Annotated in this window: 16 protein-coding genes and 1 tRNA gene; 12 read left to right on the plus strand and 5 right to left on the minus strand. The window is 41.6% G+C overall.

Going from position 1 to position 21420, the window contains the following annotated elements:
- Positions 1–3 precede the first annotated feature (3 nt).
- Positions 4–79: transfer RNA gene (locus tag PSF42_RS10750), tRNA-Trp, on the plus strand.
- A gap of 620 nt (positions 80–699) precedes the next feature.
- On the opposite strand, the gene hdfR is transcribed toward PSF42_RS10750, so the two are convergent.
- The gene (gene hdfR, locus PSF42_RS10755) at positions 700–1539 is read right to left on the minus strand and encodes an HTH-type transcriptional regulator HdfR (RefSeq protein ID WP_125894378.1); all 840 of its coding nucleotides are present in this window, start codon (positions 1537–1539) and stop codon (positions 700–702) included.
- A gap of 112 nt (positions 1540–1651) precedes the next feature.
- On the opposite strand from hdfR, the gene PSF42_RS10760 reads away from it, so the two are divergent.
- Positions 1652–1990 (plus strand): DUF413 domain-containing protein, encoded by a 339-nt coding sequence (locus PSF42_RS10760; RefSeq protein WP_125894376.1) that lies wholly within the window; start codon positions 1652–1654, stop codon positions 1988–1990.
- Between the two features lie 77 nt (positions 1991–2067).
- Here PSF42_RS10760 and PSF42_RS10765 read toward each other — a convergent pair whose 3' ends face one another.
- On the minus strand, positions 2068–3594 hold the full coding sequence (locus PSF42_RS10765) for a YifB family Mg chelatase-like AAA ATPase (RefSeq protein WP_272680008.1): 1527 nt from the start codon (positions 3592–3594) through the stop codon (positions 2068–2070).
- Positions 3595–4073: 479 nt separating this feature from the next.
- Here PSF42_RS10765 and ilvL point away from each other — a divergent pair, with 479 nt between their 5' ends.
- The 6 genes from ilvL to ilvA all read left to right on the plus strand — a co-directional run bounded on the left by ilvL (position 4074) and on the right by ilvA (position 10652).
- The gene (gene ilvL, locus PSF42_RS10770) at positions 4074–4175 is read left to right on the plus strand and encodes an ilv operon leader peptide (RefSeq protein WP_071524553.1); all 102 of its coding nucleotides are present in this window, start codon (positions 4074–4076) and stop codon (positions 4173–4175) included.
- A gap of 131 nt (positions 4176–4306) precedes the next feature.
- A complete protein-coding gene (gene ilvG / locus PSF42_RS10775; RefSeq protein WP_125894371.1) occupies positions 4307–5953 on the plus strand; it encodes an acetolactate synthase 2 catalytic subunit in 1647 nt (548 codons plus the stop codon).
- Positions 5950–6219: an acetolactate synthase 2 small subunit gene (gene ilvM / locus PSF42_RS10780; protein WP_102139856.1), complete on the plus strand. Its 270-nt coding sequence runs from the start codon at positions 5950–5952 to the stop codon at positions 6217–6219. Before ilvG ends, ilvM begins: the two co-directional genes overlap by 4 nt.
- Before the next feature lie 11 nt (positions 6220–6230).
- A complete protein-coding gene (locus tag PSF42_RS10785; protein ID WP_125894369.1) occupies positions 6231–7157 on the plus strand; it encodes a branched-chain amino acid transaminase in 927 nt (308 codons plus the stop codon).
- A 67-nt stretch (positions 7158–7224) separates the two neighbouring features.
- Positions 7225–9075, plus strand: a complete 1851-nt coding sequence (gene ilvD, locus PSF42_RS10790) for a dihydroxy-acid dehydratase (protein WP_125894367.1) — start codon at positions 7225–7227, stop codon at positions 9073–9075.
- A 2-nt stretch (positions 9076–9077) separates the two neighbouring features.
- Positions 9078–10652 (plus strand): threonine ammonia-lyase, biosynthetic, encoded by a 1575-nt coding sequence (gene ilvA, locus PSF42_RS10795; RefSeq protein WP_125894365.1) that lies wholly within the window; start codon positions 9078–9080, stop codon positions 10650–10652.
- Here ilvA and ilvY read toward each other — a convergent pair.
- Positions 10644–11540, minus strand: coding sequence for an HTH-type transcriptional activator IlvY (ilvY, locus tag PSF42_RS10800; protein ID WP_004906122.1), 897 nt, complete (start codon positions 11538–11540; stop codon positions 10644–10646). The two genes, ilvA and ilvY, sit on opposite strands and share 9 nt — an antisense overlap.
- A gap of 173 nt (positions 11541–11713) precedes the next feature.
- Here ilvY and ilvC point away from each other — a divergent pair, with 173 nt between their 5' ends.
- Entirely contained in the window at positions 11714–13186 is a 1473-nt protein-coding gene (gene ilvC, locus PSF42_RS10805) for a ketol-acid reductoisomerase (protein WP_125894363.1), read from the plus strand.
- A gap of 306 nt (positions 13187–13492) precedes the next feature.
- Entirely contained in the window at positions 13493–15517 is a 2025-nt protein-coding gene (rep, locus tag PSF42_RS10810) for a DNA helicase Rep (protein WP_272680009.1), read from the plus strand.
- Between the two features lie 52 nt (positions 15518–15569).
- Here the strand turns inward: rep and gppA are convergent, their stop codons facing one another.
- On the minus strand, positions 15570–17072 hold the full coding sequence (gene gppA, locus PSF42_RS10815; protein ID WP_125894359.1) for a guanosine-5'-triphosphate,3'-diphosphate diphosphatase: 1503 nt from the start codon (positions 17070–17072) through the stop codon (positions 15570–15572).
- Positions 17073–17083: 11 nt separating this feature from the next.
- A complete protein-coding gene (gene rhlB / locus PSF42_RS10820; protein WP_272680010.1) occupies positions 17084–18370 on the minus strand; it encodes an ATP-dependent RNA helicase RhlB in 1287 nt (428 codons plus the stop codon).
- A gap of 117 nt (positions 18371–18487) precedes the next feature.
- Here rhlB and trxA point away from each other — a divergent pair, with 117 nt between their 5' ends.
- Positions 18488–18814 carry a thioredoxin TrxA gene (trxA, locus tag PSF42_RS10825; RefSeq protein WP_125894355.1) on the plus strand — a complete coding sequence of 109 codons (327 nt, stop codon included), beginning with the start codon at positions 18488–18490 and terminating at the stop codon, positions 18812–18814.
- 701 nt (positions 18815–19515) lie between these two features.
- The gene (gene rho / locus PSF42_RS10830; protein ID WP_004915469.1) at positions 19516–20775 is read left to right on the plus strand and encodes a transcription termination factor Rho; all 1260 of its coding nucleotides are present in this window, start codon (positions 19516–19518) and stop codon (positions 20773–20775) included.
- Positions 20776–21420: the final 645 nt, after the last annotated feature.

The raw sequence follows: 21420 nt of genomic DNA on the forward strand, positions 1-21420 counted from the left end.
TTTAGGGGCGTAGTTCAATTGGTAGAGCACCGGTCTCCAAAACCGGGTGTTGGGAGTTCGAGCCTCTCCGCCCCTGCCAGTTACCAATTAAGTAATAATAAAAGAAGTATCTATTGATAACCCGATTAGCTTAATCGGGTTTTTCTTTATCCACATATTCTAAATATAGCGTTATTTTCTTATCCCTCTCAGTTAATCTTTAATTTACTTTTTTCTCATACTATATTAGCTTCTACTAATTTCAAAAAATCACTTTGCTAAAAAATTAATATATCATTGTATTATTATAATGAAGATGAGTTATTCGTGATTGATATTCTTATTGGTACATAAAAGAAACTATTAATTAAAATTATTTAATCGTGATATCTAACTTATTTATAAAACAATATTAAGGTGAGTTAGTATTTTAAATGTAAGTTGATTAACTTTTGATTTAAAATCAAAGCGTTAAGTTGGTTTGGTTTCTCATTGCGATATGGATGTTTAGGTTAATAATTGTGAGCTAAGTAAGGAAGGGGATTTATGGAAATTAAAAAACTCAGTGTATACCAAGTGGCTCTATAAATACCGTCTCGCCCTTTTGCTAACATCCAAACAGAAAATAATTTTAAAAAATATTTTTTAATTATCTGTAAGACGTTATAAGACTTTTATAAGTATAAAGTATTAAACCACCCATTATGAGGGTGGCTATGATTATTCACTTAACGGTGCATTTTTTATGGGTGTCTTAATCAGTTGATTGATAAGAGCTTGCTGATCATTTTTTTGGAGCCAGACTGCATACAAAGGTTTGTTTATTGAGGTTTCTGAGAGCGTTTTTAAGCCTGGGTATTGATATGCCCAATGCGCAGGCAAAAATGCCGCTGAAAGCGATACAGGAAGTAATTGACGGGTAATATGGGCCGAGGTAGTGATCATTACGGGTGTATCATCTTGAGTTAGTGCTGGTTCATTTTTTGGCTGAAAGTCAGCCCCCCATTCAAGCTTTATAAAATTATATTTTGTGAGTGCAATATTTTTTTGGGAAGCCATAAGTTGTAAGTCAATAGTACCAATAATTGTGCTTTCAAATTCATCCATTTTGGGTGGCTCAGTTGCAATTAATAAATCTAATTCTCTAGAATGTAGTTGCTTAACAAGGGACTGGCGCGTTGAAACTCTAGCTTCGAGTCGTAGTTCATCATGTTGATTATAAAGTTCTTCTGCCCAGTCAGTTAGATAGCCTTCCCAAAGTGAAGCGGTTGCTCCAATAGAAAGTTCTGTATGTTGTGAGGCATGAGATATCTCTTTTTTAGCTTGCAACCAGGTATTCATTAGCGATTCAGCGTAGGGAACAAGCCTTTCACCGGCAGCAGTTAACCGGATATTATTTCTATGCCTCGTAAATAGGCTTGTACCTAATTGTGTTTCTAACTGCCTAATACGAAAGCTAACCGCTGATTGCGTTAAATAGAGTGATTCTGCGGCTCTACCAAAGTGCCTAGTTTTACTAACCTCTAAAAAAGTTCTCAATAACTCGCTGTCCACATGCATCTCCAATTATTTTTGTCGTGATGATTTAAATGTTTTGTTTTACAGATTGTCAATGCTGTCTAATACTCCGCGCCATATAGAGTTTGACTGTAATAAGTTAGGAGTGTGTCAGATGGCAGATAGCTTCATCACGACTAATCGTTTTTTTGATAATAAACATTACCCACGTGGCTTTTCTCGTCATGGTGATTTCACCATTAAAGAAGCTCAGTTGCTAGAACGTCTCGGCCAAGCTTTTAATGAGCTTGATACAGGTAAACGAGCACCTCAGACAGAAGAAGAAAAACTTTTCGTCGCTGTATGCCGTGGTGAACGTGAACCAGCCACCCCAGAAGAAAAAGTTTGGGTAAAATATTCTAGCCGTATTAATCGCCCTAAACGCTTCCATACTTTATCTGGCGGTAAACCGCAGATAGATCCATCGGAAGACTACACTGATACAGATGATTAATATCGTCATCGTATGATAAGAGGGACTCCGGTCCCTTTATTTTTACGAGATAATAACTACTTATCTATCCACCCTTCTCAGCTTACTTGTTTTTGCAAATGAAGCAATAACTTATCCATTGCTCGATACCCCAGAGCTTCTAATAAATCGGAACGTTCAATCGTTTCTGCGGCGTTAAGATCAGCTATTGTTCTAGCAACCCTTAAAATCCTGTGCCAGGCTCGGATAGAAAGGCCTAACTTATTTAATGCATGTTCTAAGAATAACGCATCTTTTGTTGTGAGTAGGCAAAATTGTGTGGTTTCTCTTGGCGTCAGTAAACTATTAATTTTTCCAGCTCGCCTTAGTTGTCTATTTCTAGCTTCGATGACTCTTTGCCTAACATGTTCACTTGTTTCACCTTGATTTGCTTGGTTACTCAATGAGCCGAGAGGCAGCAATGGGATTTCTATTGAGAGATCAAATCGATCAATAAAAGGCCCTGATATACGTGAAAGGTAACGTAGGATACGAGAAGGTGCTGAACGACTCATTTCTCCTTGGTAATGCCCTGTTGGACTAGGATTTAGTGCAGCGATTAGCTGAAAGCTTGCAGGATAGCAAACTTTTGCTTTTGCTCGAGAAATGCTAATTTTTCTAGATTCTAATGGTTCTCGTAGAGAATCAAGTACTGAGCGGCTAAATTCTGGTAATTCATCTAAAAATAAAACACCATGATGCGCAAGTGAAATTTCGCCAGGTTTGGGAAGTGATCCTCCGCCAATTAAAGCCGCAATTGATGCACTATGATGAGGCGCTCTAAAAGGCCTTATTGGCCAGTTCATATCTTCCTTTATGTTTTCACTCAAGCTATGCAATGAAGCCACTTCTAATGCTTCCTGAGGGGTTAACGGGGGAAGTAAAGTCATTAGCCTGCTTGCTAACATCGTTTTTCCTGTTCCTGGAGGACCTAACAAGAGTAAATTATGCCCACCTGCAGCACAGATTTCTAATGCCCGTTTCCCATGCTCTTGGCCGATGATGTCGTTAATATCATTCTCTTGTTTGGTTGAGATAGGCGGTTGATGAATTTGTTGATTACAAAGTAATGTATGTTTGTTATGTAAAAAATGGCAAAGTTCTAATAAGGATGTCGCGAAATAAACGCTGTTATCTGGGAGTAAACCTAATTGGTGTTGATTCTCCATGGATAGTATCAAAGAACGTTGTTGTTTTAATGCTGATTGGGCTGCAGGAATAGCGCTATTTACATAGCGAACATCACCAGACAAAGCAAGTTCGCCTAAAAATTCATACTGCCTTAATGGTTCGTGGGGGAGTTGGCCTGATGATGCGAGTATGGCAATCGCGATTGCGAGGTCATACCGACCACTTTCTTTTGGTAAATCCGCTGGCGCTAAATTAACCGTCATTTTTTTAGCAGGATATTCAAATCCACTATTGAGTAGCGCACTTCGAACTCTATCTCTTGCTTCTTTTACCGCGGTTTCTGGTAGCCCAACAAGTGTCAAACCTGGAAGCCCATTACTAATATGTGCTTCAACAGTAACAAGAGGTGCTTCTAACCCAATTGAGGCTCTAGTGTAAACAATCGCTAATGTCATAAGCTCTCCAATATCATTTACAGAGCAATATTCTGCTGGAAGTAAGTTTATTTATCTTGGGTGAATAATATGTTTGCGAAGCTGCTCGACAATTTAATTACTTAGTTACAGGGCCGTTTCAATTTACTGCGAACAGCTTCTAGGCCTTATTATAACTAGGGTTGTTAAGATGCTATAAAGAATTAAAACTATACTGATCTTGAAAATTAATAAGAAAAAATGATTAATTTCTCTATGTTAATTTTAATTATGTTAGATGATTGGCATGGATGATGTAGCTGATTATGCTGTGTATTCTATTGAATATTACTGAGTAATTGGCATTTAGGTAGTTTATAATTCTAATTTTATTATATATATTTGATTTTGAAGTGATTTAATGTTTTGTGAATAAATAAACTAAATAAAAGTTGTCAAAGCAATTTTAAAATGATAACTCTAAATAATAGATAATTAAGAATATTGAAAAAGTAAAATACATGAACGCATTTATCCAAGCAGTTAGCCTAATTATTATTAGCGTGGTGGTGATTATTATCCCACCGTGCGGGGCTGCACTTGGACGACGAAGGCTAAAATAACAGCCAGATCTTACGAGAACCCCGCACCGAAAGGCGCGGGGTTTTTTTTGATATGAATGTTGATTAATGCAAACACAAAAAATAAAACATAACAAATACAAATAGATAAAGTGACGGACAGGAGATAAAGCATGAACGGAGCACAATGGTTAGTTCAAGCATTGCGAGCACAGGGGGTTGATACCGTATTTGGTTATCCTGGTGGCGCAATAATGCCAGTTTATGATGCATTGTATGATGGTGGCGTTGAGCATTTGTTGTGCCGACATGAGCAAGGTGCTGTAATTGCTGCGATTGGCTATGCACGATCAACAGGAAAAACAGGGGTATGTATCGCAACATCTGGCCCTGGCGCAACAAATGTTATCACGGGATTAGCTGATGCATTATTAGACTCCGTACCTGTTGTTGCGATTACTGGGCAAGTCGCTTCTGAGTTTATTGGCACTGATGCCTTCCAAGAAATCGATGTTTTAGGGTTGTCCTTAGCTTGTACTAAGCACAGTTTTTTGGTTGAAGATATCGAGGATTTACCTCGTATTCTTGCTGAGGCTTTCGCAATCGCAAATAGTGGGCGTCCTGGTCCTGTACTGATTGATATTCCGAAAGATATTCAGCTACAACAAGCTGAGTTGTCTCCGTTTTTAATGCCAGTAGAGCAGGAAGTCACCTCGCCTTTATCGGAAATACAACAGGCAAGAATGTTATTAGAACAATCAGAAAAGCCTATGCTATACGTTGGTGGCGGTGTTGGAATGTCTGGTGCCGTTAAAGAATTACGTGAATTTATTGAGTTTACAGGTATTCCTTCAGTTGCAACATTAAAGGGGCTTGGTTCTGTAAGCCCTTTAGATGAAAACTATTTAGGTATGTTAGGCATGCATGGTACTAAGGCTGCCAATATCTCTGTACAACATTGTGACTTACTCATCGCTGTTGGTGCTCGTTTCGATGATAGGGTAACAGGTAAGTTAAATACGTTTGCACCGAACGCCAAAGTGATTCATATCGATATTGATCACGTAGAACTGGATAAATTGCGTCAAACTCATGTTGCGTTGCATGGTGATGCAAAAGTATTACTGCCTGAATTAATGCTTAAAAAATCAATTGCACCTTGGCAGCAGGAAGTTCAACAGCTTAAAAAAGAATTCGGTTGGCGTTATGACCATCCTGGCGAGCCTATTTATGCACCACTGTTACTTAAACAACTGTCGGATAAAATGAAGCCGAATACGGTTGTTACTACCGATGTAGGGCAACACCAAATGTGGTCGGCACAACATATCACCGTTGACGGCCCTGAAAATTTCTTAACCTCAAGTGGGCTTGGAACCATGGGATTTGGTATCCCTGCTGCAATTGGTGCACAGGTTGCTAGGCCTGAAGATACGGTTGTCTGTGTATCAGGAGATGGTTCATTCATGATGAATGTCCAAGAGCTAGGAACCATCAAACGTAAGCAACTTCCTGTAAAAATTCTTTTAATCGATAACCAGCGCTTAGGCATGGTTCGCCAGTGGCAGGAACTGTTTTTTGAGCAGCGTTATAGTGAAACGATTTTGACGGATAACCCAGATTTTGTGGCATTAGCCAGCGCGTTTGGTATTAAAGGCCAACGGATCACAGATAAGTCGGAAGTTAATGCGGCATTAGATGAATTACTTAATAGCGAAGGTGCCTATTTATTACAGGTATCAATTAATGAACTAGAAAATGTCTGGCCGTTGGTTCCGCCCGGGGCTAGTAATGAAAAAATGATGGAGAAACCATTATGATGCAACATCAAATCTCGATATTGGCCCGTTTCCGTCCTGAGGTTTTAGAGCGTATATTAAGGGTCACTCGCCATCGTGGATTTCGTATTAATGCCATGAATATGGGACAATCGACAGACGGCGACAATGTTAATATTGAACTTACTGTAAGTAGTCAAAGGCCATTAACCCAGCTTTGTGCACAGTTAACTAAGCTTTCAGACATTACAGAAGTTGAAGTACGACAACAAGAATCACGACTATTACGCACACAAAGTGCAATGTAAGGAATATACAAATGACTAAGAAAGCTGACTTTATTTGGTTTAACGGTGAAATGACGCCATGGGCTGATGCAAAGGTTCATGTTATGTCTCATGCTCTGCACTATGGTACATCAGTGTTTGAAGGCGTCCGTTGTTATGACTCACACAAAGGTCCCGTGGTCTTCCGCCACCGTGAGCATATGCAACGTTTGCATGATTCAGCGAAAATTTACCGTATGCCTGTCAGCTACAGCGTGGAAGAGTTAATGGAAGCATGTCGTGCAACTCTGCGTAAAAATAACTTAGTCAGTGCATATATTCGCCCATTGGTATTTATTGGTGATGTTGGTATGGGTGTTAACCCACCAGACGGTTATAACACTGATGTGATTTTAGCTGCGTTCCCATGGGGTGCTTATTTAGGTGAAGAAGCGTTAGACCAAGGCATTGATGCGATGGTGTCTTCTTGGAATCGTGTTGCACCAAATACTATCCCTACGGGGGCAAAAGCGGGTGGTAACTACCTGTCTTCATTGCTGGTTGGTAGTGAAGCACGTCGTCATGGTTACCAAGAAGGTATTGCACTCGATGTTCATGGGTATCTCTCCGAAGGTGCAGGGGAAAATATTTTTGAGGTGAAAGATGGCATCCTGTATACGCCTCCGTTCACATCATCTGCATTACCGGGTATTACACGTGATGCAATTTTAACCTTAGCAAAAGATATGGGTATCGAAGTTCGTGAGCAAACGCTATCACGCGAATCTCTCTATCTTGCTGATGAAGTCTTTATGACAGGTACTGCTGCCGAAATTACCCCAGTACGCAGTGTTGATGGTATCCAAGTCGGCATTGGTCGTTGCGGCCCAGTAACCAAGCAAATTCAGCAGGCGTTCTTTGGCTTATTTGATGGTACGACAGAAGATAAATGGGGCTGGTTAGATCCAGTAAACCCTTAATAATTAAATTGAAATAGATGTTACAGGCGGACGTTCCCCGCCTGTTTTAAACACGGGAGTTAAAGATATGCCTAAGTACCGTTCAGCAACAACAACTCATGGTCGTAATATGGCTGGGGCTCGTGCATTATGGCGTGCAACAGGCATGACCGATGCTGATTTTGGAAAGCCCATTATTGCGGTTGTTAACTCATTCACACAGTTTGTTCCAGGTCACGTACATCTCCGTGATTTAGGCAAATTAGTTGCAGAGCAAATTGAAAATGCAGGTGGAGTTGCGAAAGAGTTCAATACGATTGCTGTTGACGATGGGATTGCCATGGGACATGGCGGAATGTTGTATTCCTTACCTTCCCGTGAATTAATTGCAGACTCCGTAGAATATATGGTGAACGCCCACTGTGCGGATGCCATGGTGTGTATTTCAAACTGCGATAAAATCACGCCGGGTATGTTGATGGCGTCATTACGTTTGAATATTCCGGTGATCTTCGTTTCGGGTGGCCCGATGGAAGCAGGTAAAACCAAGCTTTCAGACCAAATTATCAAGCTCGATTTGGTTGATGCGATGATCCAAGGGGCAAACCCAAATGTGAGCGATGCAGATAGCGAGCAAATTGAGCGCTCCGCTTGTCCTACTTGCGGTTCATGCTCTGGTATGTTTACTGCAAACTCAATGAACTGTTTAACTGAGGCGCTGGGGTTATCCCAACCAGGAAATGGTTCATTATTAGCAACTCATGCAGATCGCGAAACGTTATTTATTAATGCAGGTAAGCGCATTGTTGAATTAACCAAACGCTATTACGAACAAGATGATGAAAGTGCGTTACCACGCAATATCGCTAATAAATCTGCATTTGAAAATGCGATGACGTTGGATATTGCTATGGGTGGTTCAACTAACACCGTTTTGCACTTACTTGCAGCCGCTCAGGAAGCAGAGATCGATTTCACCATGGATGATATCGACCGCTTATCACGTAAAGTCCCGCATTTGTGTAAGGTTGCACCGAGTACACAAAAATACCATATGGAAGATGTTCACCGCGCTGGTGGTGTTATCGGTATTTTAGGTGAGCTGAGCCGTGCAGGTTTGTTACAAGAAAATGTGACTAATATTTTAGGTTTGAGCTTCCAAGAAACATTAGCGCAATATGATGTGATGTTAACAAAGGACGAGTCTGTCAAATCGATGTTTTCCGCAGGTCCTGCAGGGATCCGCACGACAAAAGCCTTTTCACAGAATTGCCGTTGGCCGTCATTGGATACTGATCGTGAAAATGGATGTATCCGTAGTATTGAGCATGCGTATAGTTTGGATGGTGGCCTTGCCGTCCTGTCTGGAAATATTGCAGAAGATGGCTGTATTGTTAAAACAGCAGGGGTTGATGAAGGCAGCTTAACATTCCGTGGCCCAGCCAAAGTGTTTGAAAGCCAAGATGATGCCGTCGAGTCGATCCTCGGTGGAAAAGTTGTTGAAGGCGATGTCGTGGTTATTCGTTATGAGGGGCCTAAGGGTGGGCCGGGCATGCAAGAGATGCTATACCCAACCTCATACCTGAAATCAATGGGATTAGGCAAAAGCTGTGCATTGATCACAGATGGTCGCTTCTCTGGTGGTAGTTCAGGTCTTTCGATTGGTCATATTTCCCCAGAAGCAGCGAGTGGTGGCTTATTAGCATTAGTTCAAGATGGCGATATTATTGATATTGATATTCCAAAGAGAACGATGGTGCTGGATGTTAGTGAAAGTGAATTGAATCAACGTCGTGAAACTGAGTTAGCTCGAGGCGATAAAGCTTACACACCGCGTAATCGTCAGCGTGAGGTTTCTTTTGCTCTGCGTGCTTATGCTTCTTTGGCAACGAGTGCAGACAAAGGTGCGGTTCGTGACAAGTCGAAACTAGGGGGCTAATTGTGGCGGCAGCAAAACCATTACCGGTTGCCCCAACCGGAGCAGATTACTTAAAAGCGGCGCTGAGTGCGCCGGTTTATGAGGCTGCACAAGTAACACCTCTTCAGCAGATGGATAAAATATCTTCACGCTTGGGTAACACCATTTTAGTCAAGCGCGAAGATAGGCAACCTGTTCATAGCTTTAAGCTTCGTGGCGCATATGCGATGATTGCTGGCTTAACGGATGAACAAAAATCGAAGGGGGTTGTAACCGCTTCTGCGGGCAATCATGCTCAAGGTGTCGCGTTATCAGCAAATCGTGTGGGTGTGAAAGCAAAAATCGTCATGCCAGTTGCGACAGCGGATATCAAAGTGGATGCAGTGCGCAGTTTTGGCGGTGAAGCTATTCTACACGGTGCGAACTTTGATGAAGCGAAAGCTAAAGCAATCGCGATGGCAGCGGAAGAAGGATATACCTTTGTTCCCCCTTTTGACCATCCTGCTGTCATAGCTGGCCAAGCCACTATCGCACTTGAATTATTACAGCAAGATGCTCACTTAGACCGTATTTTCATCCCTGTGGGTGGCGGTGGGTTAATCGCGGGCGTCGCTGTGATTATCAAGCAATTAATGCCTGAAATAAAAATCATTGGCGTTGAATCCGAAGATGCAGCCTGCCTGAAAGCAGCGTTAGAAGCAGGGCATCCAGTGGATCTACCTCGTGTCGGGCTATTTGCCGAAGGTGTCGCGGTAAAACGCATTGGTGATGAAACCTTCAGGTTGTGCCAGCAATATGTTGATGATGTTATCACGGTTGATAGCGATTCTATTTGTGCAGCACTGAAAGATATTTTTGAAGATGTTCGTGCTATAGCAGAGCCTTCAGGTGCGTTGGCATTGGCTGGATTGAAAAAATATGTACAGCAGCACAACATCAAAGGTGAGCGTTTAGCGCATATTTTGTCCGGTGCGAATATGAATTTTCACGGGCTGCGTTATGTTTCTGAACGTTGTGAAATTGGAGAACAACGAGAAGCGTTACTGGCAGTGACTATCCCTGAGCAAAAAGGGAGCTTTTTACGTTTTTGCCAGTTATTAGGCCATCGAGCGATTACTGAATTTAACTACCGTTATACGGATGCAGACCCTGATCGTGCATGTATTTTTGTTGGGGTGCGTTTAAGTGGTCGTGATGGAGAACGTTCAGAGATTATCCAAGAACTCAGAAGTAACGGCTATGAAGTTGATGATTTATCTGATGATGAAATGGCCAAACTTCATGTGCGTTATATGATTGGAGGTCGTCCATCAAAGCCATTAGATGAAAGACTGTATAGCTTTGAGTTTCCTGAGTCTCCAGGTGCATTACTGCGATTCTTAGAGACTCTTGGAACTCATTGGAATATTACGTTATTTCATTATCGCAGCCATGGTACAGACTATGGGCGAGTGCTGGCGGCATTTGAATTAGCTGGGCCGGAAGTGCGTTTTGATAGGCATCTTGATGCGCTAGGTTATGAATATCATGATGAAACAGGAAACCCATCTTTCCGTTTTTTCTTAGCGCCACAAGATAGCCAAAGAACCTTAGATTGAGTTGTCTGGGAGCAATTCCCAAAACGCTTTAATTAATGGTTCACTCAGGCGTTTGCTTAATAGGCAAACGCCGAGTTCAAAGGGTTCAACCATTGAGATATTATCGAGTTGTGAAATACGGCTACGCACGGGCTCTGGGCTGTTATCAACAACCACACTGGGGATCAATGCAATACCACATCCCAAAGCGACCATTGACACAATAGCTTCATGGCCTGATACCGTCGCGTAAATAACAGGGTTATTGATGTTATGGCGACGGAACCAAAGTTCGATACGTTTACGAGATGGGCCGTGTTCAGGCAGGATGAAGGGGACGGTAGACCAGTCAGGTTCCGCTTCTGTCACCATGCTTCGTACAGCACAGGGTAGTGATGGAGCAATCAAAACGAGAGGGATTTCGCCGATTTTTGCAAAACGGACGTTATCAGGTAAGCGCTCGGGTTTGCCTGCAATACCAAGGTCAGCCTCATGCGTTTCCACTTTTTCAACAGCATCAGCTGCGTCCCCTGTCGTGAGTTTAATTTCAACTAATGGGTGTAGCGCACGGAATTTATCTAATACTTCGGGTAAATGACTATAAGCAGCCGTAACTGAGCAAAAAAGATGCAGTTCTCCGCTGAGCGATGGACTTTGTTGATTGAGAGCATGTTGCAGCTGTTGATATTGCAATAATGTTTGTTGGGCAAACTGCTTAAGGTGCTCTCCTGCTTGGGTCAGCTTGACGGAGCGGTTATCACGCACAAACAGTGGGTGACCAAGCTGTTCTTCGAGGCGTTGTATTTGTCGAGACAATGTGGAAGGGCTGACATGCATCGCTTTAGATGTTCGCCCGAAGTGGCAACTTTGTGCTAAATGTAAAAAAAGCTTGAGATCGCGAATATCCATTTTGCCCTCTAATGAAATCATTAATGATGTTGCAGATATTGCAACATTGTATTGTTAATATATCAATTTAAGCAATGCGAAACATCGCATATAGTAAATCCATAAACGCTCAAAAATGAGCGACAGGCAGACTGCCTGACATAACGAACACAACAGAACAATGGAGTATGACAATGGCGAATTATTTTAACACATTGAATTTGCGTGAGCAGTTAGCTCAGTTAGGCAAGTGCCGTTTTATGCAGCGCGAAGAGTTTGCAGATGAAGCAGGTTTTCTGAAAGGTAAAAAAATCGTCATCGTCGGTTGTGGAGCACAAGGTTTGAACCAAGGCCTGAATATGCGTGACTCAGGTTTAGATATTGCTTATGCATTACGTGATGAAGCAATTGCAGAGAAACGTGCTTCATGGCGCAAAGCGACAGAAAATGGTTTCAAAGTTGGGACTTATGAAGAGCTGATCCCTACCGCTGATTTGGTTATTAATTTAACGCCGGACAAACAGCATTCAGCTGTTGTTCGCGCTGTTCAGCCTATGATGAAACAAGGTGCAGCACTGGGTTATTCACATGGCTTCAACATTGTTGAAGTTGGCGAAGAAATTCGTAAAGATATCACTGTTGTGATGGTAGCGCCAAAATGCCCAGGTACTGAAGTTCGTGAAGAATACAAGCGTGGTTTTGGTGTTCCAACGCTGATTGCAGTACACCCAGAAAATGACCCGAAAGGTGAGGGTATGGCGATTGCTAAAGCGTGGGCGGCAGCGACTGGTGGTCACCGTGCAGGTGTTCTGGAATCCTCATTTGTTGCAGAAGTTAAATCTGACCTGATGGGTGAGCAAACGATTCTGTGTGGTATGTTGCAAGCGGGTGCATTACTGAGCTACGACAAAATGGTCGCAGATGGTGTTGAGCCAGGCTACGCAGGTAAATTAATTCAGTTTGGTTGGGAAACTATCACTGAAGCGCTGAAACAAGGCGGTATCACGCTGATGATGGATCGCTTATCTAACCCTGCGAAAGTGCGTGCTTATGCGTTATCCGAGCAACTGAAAACTATCATGGCGCCATTGTTCCACAAACATATGGATGACATCATTTCAGGCGAATTTTCTGCAACCATGATGGCAGACTGGGCAAATGATGATAAAAACTTGCTGACATGGCGTGAAGAGACCGGCAAAACGGCATTCGAAAATTACCCTGAATATAATGGGAAAATTGCGGAGCAAGAGTACTTCGACCACGGTGTTCTGTTAGTTGCAATGGTTAAAGCAGGCGTTGAGTTAGCGTTCGATACGATGTTAGAAGCGGGTATCTTAGAAGAATCGGCTTACTATGAGTCACTGCATGAGTTACCACTGATTGCGAACACTATTGCTCGTAAACGTTTATATGAAATGAACGTGGTTATCTCTGATACTGCAGAATATGGTAACTATCTGTTTTCATTCGCAGTTGTACCAATGCTGAAGGATTTCATGACGAAATTACAAGCAGGGGATTTAGCGAAACCAGTTGCAGATAATGGTACTGATAACGCGCAGTTACGTGATATCAACGAAGCTATCCGTAATCATCCGATTGAGAAGATCGGTAAGACTTTACGGGGATATATGACGGATATGAAGAAGATTGCAGTCGGCTAACTCATTATCCTTCCCCTTTCACGCTCTAGGGGTGTCAGCTTCTTAAGATTACACAAGTCACATACTTCAGTATGCTCCTTGGGATAATCTTATTTGCTTCCTACCTAGAACGCGAAATGCTTTGGATAATCACCATGTTTTCTCTTGCAATAGTTTAGAAAAATACATTTTGATATAAACCACATTGTTTCTAGGAATGATGTGGTTTTTTGCTTTTATAAAAGATCGTTGCTCAAGAGTTGGTTCGGTTTCTGCTACAATCTGTAGCGAATTCTATTTTGAATAACTGAGTGATGTAGAGAAGCCATGCGATTAAACCCAAGCCAACAGCAGGCAGTTGAATTTGTCGATGGCCCGTGCCTTGTATTGGCGGGGGCGGGGTCAGGCAAAACACGTGTTATTACCAATAAAATTGCGCATTTAATTCGCCAATGTGGCTATCAGCCTCGGCAAATTGCCGCGGTGACTTTTACCAATAAAGCGGCGCGGGAAATGAAAGAGCGCGTGGCGCAGACATTGGGGAAAAAAGAAGCTCGCGGTTTAATTATTTCTACTTTCCATACATTAGGGTTAGAAATTATTAAGCGTGAATATAAAGCGCTGGGTATTAAAGCCAATTTCTCGCTATTTGACGACCAAGACCAGATGGCGTTGCTGAAAGAACTTACCTTTGATTTATTGGAAGAAGATAAAGACTTACTCAAACAATTGATCTCGGCGATCTCAAATTGGAAAAATGATCTCATCTCCCCACAACAAGTCATAGGCCAAGCACGGAGTGAGAAAGAGCATCACTTTGCCGAGTGTTATCGCCGCTATGAACTTCATCTGAAAAGTTGCAATGTATTGGATTTTGACGATTTAATCAGCAAACCTACCCTGTTGTTATATCAAAATGAAGAAGTGCGCGAACGCTGGCAGCAAAAAATTCGTTACTTGCTGGTGGACGAGTACCAAGATACCAATACGAGTCAATATCAGTTGGTTAAATTGCTTGTGGGGCAGCGGGCAAGGTTTACGGTTGTGGGGGATGACGACCAGTCGATCTATTCATGGCGTGGCGCAAGGCCGCAAAATTTAGTTTTATTGAATCAAGACTTCCCTAAGTTAAATGTCATTAAGCTTGAGCAAAATTACCGTTCATCCGAACGAATTTTAAAAGCTGCGAATATTTTAATTGCCAATAACCCTCATGTATTTGAAAAGAAACTGTTTTCAGAATTGGGATATGGTGCGCCACTGAGGGTCCTTACTGCAAATAATGAAGATCACGAAGCTGAAAGGGTGATTGGGGAGCTTATTGCTCATCACTTTATTAATAAGACGGAATATAAAGATTACGCCATTTTGTATCGTGGTAATCATCAATCGCGTATTTTTGAAAAAATGTTGATGCAAAACCGCATTCCGTATCGCATTTCGGGGGGGACTTCGTTTTTCTCTCGCCCTGAAATCAAAGACTTATTAGCTTATTTGCGAGTATTGACGAACCCTGAAGATGACAGTGCTTTTTTACGTATCGTCAATACTCCACGTCGAGAGATTGGCCCCAAAACTATCCAAAAATTGGGGGAATGGGCAAACCAGCGGGGCAAAAGCTTGTATCAAGCCAGTTTTGATTTAGGGCTTGAACAAACCTTAAAAGGCAAAGGGCTGGAAGCATTACAGCGTTTCACTCACTGGATGGACAGTATCGTGCGAACGTCGGAACGTGAACCTTTAATTGCGGTGCGTGATTTACTGCGCGAAATGGATTATGAAAGCTGGTTATATGAAACGTCAACCAGTACTAAAGCGGCTGAAATGCGAATGAAAAACGTCAACCAATTGTTCACATGGATGAGTGAAATGGTGGAAGGTGATGATCTCAATGACCCAATGACATTGAGCCAAGTTGTCACACGTTTTACGCTGCGCGATATGATGGAGCGTGGTGAAGATGATGAAGAATCAGACCAAGTTCAGCTTATGACGTTACATGCCTCTAAAGGCCTTGAATTTCCTTATGTTTTCCTGGTTGGCATGGAAGAGGGACTGCTGCCACACCAAAGTAGTATTGATGAAAATAATATTGATGAAGAACGCCGTTTAGCCTATGTAGGAATTACGCGGGCACAAAGAGAGCTATTTTTTTCTCATTGTCGTGAACGTCGTCAATATGGTGAATTAATCCGTCCTGAATTAAGCCGTTTTCTTCTTGAATTGCCACAAGATGATTTGCAATGGGAGCAGCAGCGTAAAGTGGTTAGTGCGCAGGAGCGTATGCAGAAAGGGCAATCAGCGTTAGCGGATATTAAAGCACGTTTAGGGTTAAATAAAAAAAGTGAGTAACCACAACTAATTGAATTTCCACACTAGAGTAGATCTAGTGTGGAAAATATTATCAATTTGAACTATTACGTTCTTCCAGTTCTAAAACCCAATTTACATAGCCCTGCCATTGAACTTCTTGCTGTAAATTTTCTGCTCGTAAAGGGTGATCAGATAACCAACGATAAGGCAGCGTGATGGTTAATCTTTGCGCATTCACATTAAGTCTTAATGCAGGCAAAGTATCATCCCGTCTCCGACTCGCAAAAATAATGGCAAGGCGAAGTAAACGGCATAGATCATATGCATGCTGCATGGAGAGCGCATTTTGTTGGCTCAACGGCGTTAAATCGACAGGGCCTTGTTGGTTTATCAATAATGCGGCAAGTAACCGTTTTTGAGCTGGTGTGAAACCAGGTAAATCAAGGTGTGTTATGAGGTAACTCGCGTGCTCGGGACCTTTACGGAAATCCACACTCAAGCCGATTTCATGTAAGGCGCATGCACTCGATAGTAAATCACGACAGCGTGCATCTAAGCCCCAATCTTTCGCGACTTGTAAATAAAAATATTCTGCAAGTTGACGAACTCGGCTAGCTTGTTCGATATCGACTTGGAAGCGTCGTTGAATATTGCGGACGGTACGAGCGCGAATATCCTGCTCAATAGGAAGCTGTAGCATACCATAGACAAGACCTTCACGAAGTGCACCGCCTGCCAGTGTCATGTTATCAATGTCTAATGCTTCAAAGATAGCAATCAGAATAGATAAGCCGCTTGGAAAGACAAGAGCGCGTTCGAAGGTTAAACCGTCAATTTCAAGCTCTTCAAGTTTTTGGCATTGAATGGCTTTGCGCTTAAGCTGTTGTAATTTAGAAAGCGTGATCAGTTCATCCATGCCTTGGGCAATCATGATTTCCTGAATCGCTTGTACAGTACCGGATGCACCAACACATATCTTCCACCCATGTGTTTTGAGAGCATCAGCAATAGGGGCGATGACACGATGGGCAGCGGTTTGAGCCGCAGCGAAGTTTTCTTCTGTTAAACTTCTATCGCCAAAGTAGCGCTCAAGCCAAGTTACACACCCCATTTCAAGGCTGTAGAGTTGCTCTGCTTTTGCGCCTGTACCCGTAACTAGCTCAGTACTTCCCCCACCAATATCAACCACTAAGCGTTGATCTGGCCCGCCAGTTGTATGTGCGACACCTTGATAAATTAAGCGAGCTTCTTCTTCCCCTTGAATGACTTTAACAGGGTTTCCTAAAATTTGGCTGGCTTTCTCGATGAAAATATCGGCATTTTTAGCTATACGCAAAGTCGCTGTTGCGACAACACGAATTTGTGTGTTCGGAATATCTTGTAAATGTTCCGAAAACAGGCGTAAACATTGCCAGCCTCGCGCCATTGCTTGCTCAGAAAGCAGGTTGTTGTTATCTAACCCTGCAGCAAGACGAACTTTGCGTTTAACCCTAGAGATGACCTGAATGCTGCCAGCAGTTTCACGTACAACGAGCATATGAAAACTGTTTGATCCTAAATCGATGGCGGCATAAAGAGAAGAAGATTTCAGCATATCGTTTTTACTCAGCCTGGACGTTTATGGTTGTTACGTGGGCCATTGTGGCGACGCTGCGAATTTGAATTACGGCGCGGGCCTCCAGGACGTGGGCGATGACGGCGTTTTGGTGCAGGTAAATCGCTCAATAATGCATCACTGTTATATTTACTAACAGGGATTGAGTGTTGGATATATTCTTCAATAGCAGGCAAGTTAAGTGAATATTCTTCACAGGCTAAGCTAATTGAGTTTCCACTTTCACCGGCACGACCAGTACGGCCAATACGGTGAACATAATCTTCACAGTCATCAGGTAAATCGTAGTTAAAGACATGAGTGACGGATGGAATATGTAAACCACGTGCTGCAACATCAGTTGCCACTAAAATATCTAAATGGCCTTGTGTGAATTGCTCTAATATACGTAGCCGTTTTTTCTGTGCGACATCGCCAGTTAATAAACCGACACGATGACCATCGGCAGCTAAATGGGCCCAAATATCATCACAACGGTGTTTTGTATTGGCGAAAATAATACAACGCTCTGGCCATTCTTCTTCAAGAAGCGTTTGGAGCAAGCGCATTTTTTCTTCATTAGAAGGGTAAAATAACTCTTCTTTGATACGGTGACCTGTTTTTTGCAAAGGTTCGACCTCAACATATTCAGGGTTATTCATTTGTTCGAAAGCTAATTCCCTTACGCGATAAGATAAAGTTGCAGAAAATAGCAAATTAAGCCTATCTGCCGCACCTGGCATACGACGGAAAATCCAGCGGATATCTTTAATGAAACCAAGGTCATACATACGGTCGGCTTCATCGAGTACCACAACTTGGATTGCACTTAAATCGACATGGCCTTGTTTTGCGTAGTCGATTAAACGGCCAGTTGTACCAATAAGGATATCAACACCATTTTGTAAAACTCTCAGTTGCTCATCATAGCCGTCACCACCGTAGGCTAAACCCATTTTCAGGCCAGTGTACTCAGCGAGCTCTTTAGCATCTGAATAGATTTGTACAGCGAGCTCGCGTGTCGGTGCCATAATGAGTGCACGAGGCTGATTCGCTTTTTTACCCTCAATTGCGGGGTGAGTTAATAAATAATGGAATGTAGACGTTAAAAAAGCTAACGTTTTACCTGTACCGGTTTGCGCTTGACCCGCCACGTCTTTGCCTTCGACAGTAAAAGGCAAGGTGGACGCCTGAATAGGCGTGCAAAAATTGAAGCCTTTTTTATTTAGAGCTTCAATGACTTTAGGGTGCAATGCGAAGTCGGAAAACTTCTTTTCTGTCAAGTGTGCTTTACTCATAGTATGTTAGAATATCAGTTAACGGTTGGTTTACGAAAGTGTATCTTTTGAAATAAAGCATACTGCTGCCAATAATGTTACACTAAGTCTACAAAAGATGACCCCTTGGAGTACAACATGAGCGATAAAATTATAAAGATAACTGATGCAAGTTTTGCAACTGAAGTTTTGAACGCAAGTTCACCTGTTCTCGTCGATTTTTGGGCAGCATGGTGTGGTCCTTGTAAAATGATCGCGCCTATTCTTGATGAAGTCGCTGAAGAATATACAGGCAAACTGACTATCGCAAAACTGAATATTGATGAAAACCCAGCCACCGCTCCAAAATATGGAATTCGTGGCATCCCGACCTTGCTTTTATTCAAAAATGGTGAAGTCGCGGCAACGAAAGTCGGTGCATTATCAAAAACGCAACTGAAAGAATTTTTAGACGAAAATCTGTAAGTTATCGTTATATGTAAGCTAAAACGTTTAGCGGTATATCTATTTTATCTAGAGAGCCGCTAGACGTCTTCACTTAAGCATGATAAGTTATCTTTATTCCTCGTATAGCACCCATATGAATTACCTTGTATTCCATTGCTCTTATCTTATATATCTAGCTTGTTAGTTCAGTATTGTGATATTTTTTGTTCAAAAACTGATGACATAATGATTTTAAATATGAAATTGAAAGTTTAGACGTTGAGTTATAGCAGTATTCAATATCTTCTGTTTCAATGTACTCTTCATATGAATTAAAGATAGTGCATAAACGAACATCATGAAATTCAATGTGTTTATATCTTTTGGATATAAAAATGAAGTGGGAGAAGGTTGGCATTGAGCAATTATGTGTTTTTTAATGCTAATTTGACCTTAAATTTGCGATATTGGGATGTATGTTGTCCTAAATGTACAAAAAACTATTGCTAATATTGTGTGTGTTTCTAATAATATGCCACACATCATCAAGATGAGTTGCAGCCAAATGTTAGAGCAATCTTAGTAATGGCTAGCACAAGATTTTTTTGCATTGCTGTTTGCTTCTAATGAAAATTAGCGATCAGCAGGGCAGTATAAAGTTAAACTGGCACTTATTAATAAGCTGCCGTCAATTTACGTTCATAGTTCGAGAATTACCCCGAGTTAAAGAACCCACCATTATGAATCTTACCGAATTAAAAAATACGCCAGTATCAGAATTGATTACGTTAGGCGAAAACATGGGGCTAGAGAACTTAGCCCGTATGAGAAAGCAGGATATTATTTTCTCTATTTTGAAGCAGCATGCGAAAAGTGGCGAAGATATTTTCGGCGATGGCGTACTGGAAATATTGCAGGATGGATTTGGTTTCCTCCGTTCAGCAGACAGTTCTTACCTCGCAGGCCCTGATGATATCTACGTTTCTCCTAGCCAAATCCGCCGATTTAACCTACGCACAGGTGACACAATTTCAGGAAAAATCCGTCCCCCTAAAGAAGGTGAACGTTATTTTGCCCTCCTGAAAGTCAACGAAGTTAACTTCGATAAACCTGAAAACGCACGTAGTAAAATCCTTTTTGAAAACTTAACTCCTTTACATGCTAACAATCGTCTGCGCATGGAACGTGGTAATGGTTCAACTGAAGATTTAACTGCACGTGTGCTGGATCTTGCGGCTCCAATCGGTCGTGGTCAACGTGGCCTGATTGTTGCTCCACCGAAAGCCGGTAAAACAATGTTACTGCAAAATATTGCAGCAAATATTGCTCACAATTATCCTGATTGCGTTCTGATGGTTCTATTGATCGATGAACGTCCTGAGGAAGTGACAGAAATGCAGCGTTTAGTTAAAGGTGAAGTCATTGCTTCAACTTTCGATGAGCCTGCAGCACGTCACGTTCAAGTCGCTGAAATGGTGATTGAGAAAGCGAAACGTCTAGTTGAACATAAAAAAGACGTTATCATTTTACTCGACTCTATTACGCGTCTAGCCCGTGCATATAACACCGTTGTACCTTCATCCGGTAAAGTATTAACCGGTGGTGTGGATGCGAATGCATTACATCGTCCAAAACGTTTCTTTGGTGCTGCCCGTAATGTTGAAGAGGGTGGAAGCCTGACAATCATTGCAACCGCACTGGTTGATACAGGCTCTAAGATGGATGAAGTTATTTACGAAGAGTTTAAAGGTACAGGTAACATGGAACTGCACCTATCTCGTAAAATTGCAGAAAAACGTGTTTTCCCTGCGATAGACTACAACCGTTCAGGTACGCGTAAAGAAGAGTTACTGACATCGCAAGATGAATTACAAAAAATGTGGATCCTGCGTAAGATTATTCACCCAATGGGCGAAATCGATGCCATGGAGTTCCTCATCAGTAAATTAGCGATGACAAAAACTAACGAAGAGTTCTTTGACTTTATGAAAAGAGCCTAACCGTTACCGTTAAAATTTTTCGTATTTTATAAAATAGGTGTCTGTTATGGCACCTATTTTTTTGTTTTTATACGCGGCGGTCGCACATAAAAATTAAAACATATCATATTAAGTAAAGCTCAATATTTTGCTTGCTGAATTTCAATGGATTAAGATGCTGTTTTATTGCTTTATTTATAAATAACATTGAATAAATAGGCGATGCTTTTATTAAAACACTAATCAAAAATGATAAAAACACCAATAAATACACGGTAACGTACTGAACTAAAAGATGAATATTATTTTATGTTTATTTTGTGATTAGTGCTAAATTTATTTGCATCACTTTATTATCTAATCATTAAATGCCTATTTAAGCATCAATCGGTTAACTCAATTTTGGAGTATTGCTTTTATGGCATGCATATTGCACTTATTCAGTATAAAATTACGGATACTCTATTATTAAATCAAAAACACTAATAAAGTGTATGAACTAATAATGACAGGGATTTCTTCATGAATGAAGATTCGTCTTATAGCGGATTTGAGTACTAAGATGATAATGCATTGGCGTATGCTTATTTACCGGCATTCGCTAAAAAATTAGTTTTGAAAGTTAAATATAAAGATTAAGAGAGTCGAACAGTGGACACCATACAC

It is taken from the genome of Providencia sp. PROV032, assembly GCF_028484875.1.
Taxonomy (GTDB): domain Bacteria; phylum Pseudomonadota; class Gammaproteobacteria; order Enterobacterales; family Enterobacteriaceae; genus Providencia; species Providencia rettgeri_E.

Bases quoted from the DNA above. Each gene is read 5' to 3' on its own strand.
- ilvG (WP_125894371.1), top strand. From the start codon at position 4,307: ATGAACGGAGCACAATGGTTAGTTCAAGCATTGCGAGCACAGGGGGTT.
- rho (WP_004915469.1), top strand. From the start codon at position 19,516: ATGAATCTTACCGAATTAAAAAATACGCCAGTATCAGAATTGATTACG.
- ilvD (WP_125894367.1), top strand. From the start codon at position 7,225: ATGCCTAAGTACCGTTCAGCAACAACAACTCATGGTCGTAATATGGCT.
- ilvY (WP_004906122.1), bottom strand. From the start codon at position 11,540: ATGGATATTCGCGATCTCAAGCTTTTTTTACATTTAGCACAAAGTTGC.
- gppA (WP_125894359.1), bottom strand. From the start codon at position 17,072: ATGCTGAAATCTTCTTCTCTTTATGCCGCCATCGATTTAGGATCAAAC.
- PSF42_RS10765 (WP_272680008.1), bottom strand. From the start codon at position 3,594: ATGACATTAGCGATTGTTTACACTAGAGCCTCAATTGGGTTAGAAGCA.
- hdfR (WP_125894378.1), bottom strand. From the start codon at position 1,539: ATGCATGTGGACAGCGAGTTATTGAGAACTTTTTTAGAGGTTAGTAAA.
- ilvC (WP_125894363.1), top strand. From the start codon at position 11,714: ATGGCGAATTATTTTAACACATTGAATTTGCGTGAGCAGTTAGCTCAG.
- PSF42_RS10785 (WP_125894369.1), top strand. From the start codon at position 6,231: ATGACTAAGAAAGCTGACTTTATTTGGTTTAACGGTGAAATGACGCCA.
- rep (WP_272680009.1), top strand. From the start codon at position 13,493: ATGCGATTAAACCCAAGCCAACAGCAGGCAGTTGAATTTGTCGATGGC.
- trxA (WP_125894355.1), top strand. From the start codon at position 18,488: ATGAGCGATAAAATTATAAAGATAACTGATGCAAGTTTTGCAACTGAA.
- PSF42_RS10760 (WP_125894376.1), top strand. From the start codon at position 1,652: ATGGCAGATAGCTTCATCACGACTAATCGTTTTTTTGATAATAAACAT.
- ilvM (WP_102139856.1), top strand. From the start codon at position 5,950: ATGATGCAACATCAAATCTCGATATTGGCCCGTTTCCGTCCTGAGGTT.
- ilvL (WP_071524553.1), top strand. From the start codon at position 4,074: ATGAACGCATTTATCCAAGCAGTTAGCCTAATTATTATTAGCGTGGTG.
- rhlB (WP_272680010.1), bottom strand. From the start codon at position 18,370: ATGAGTAAAGCACACTTGACAGAAAAGAAGTTTTCCGACTTCGCATTG.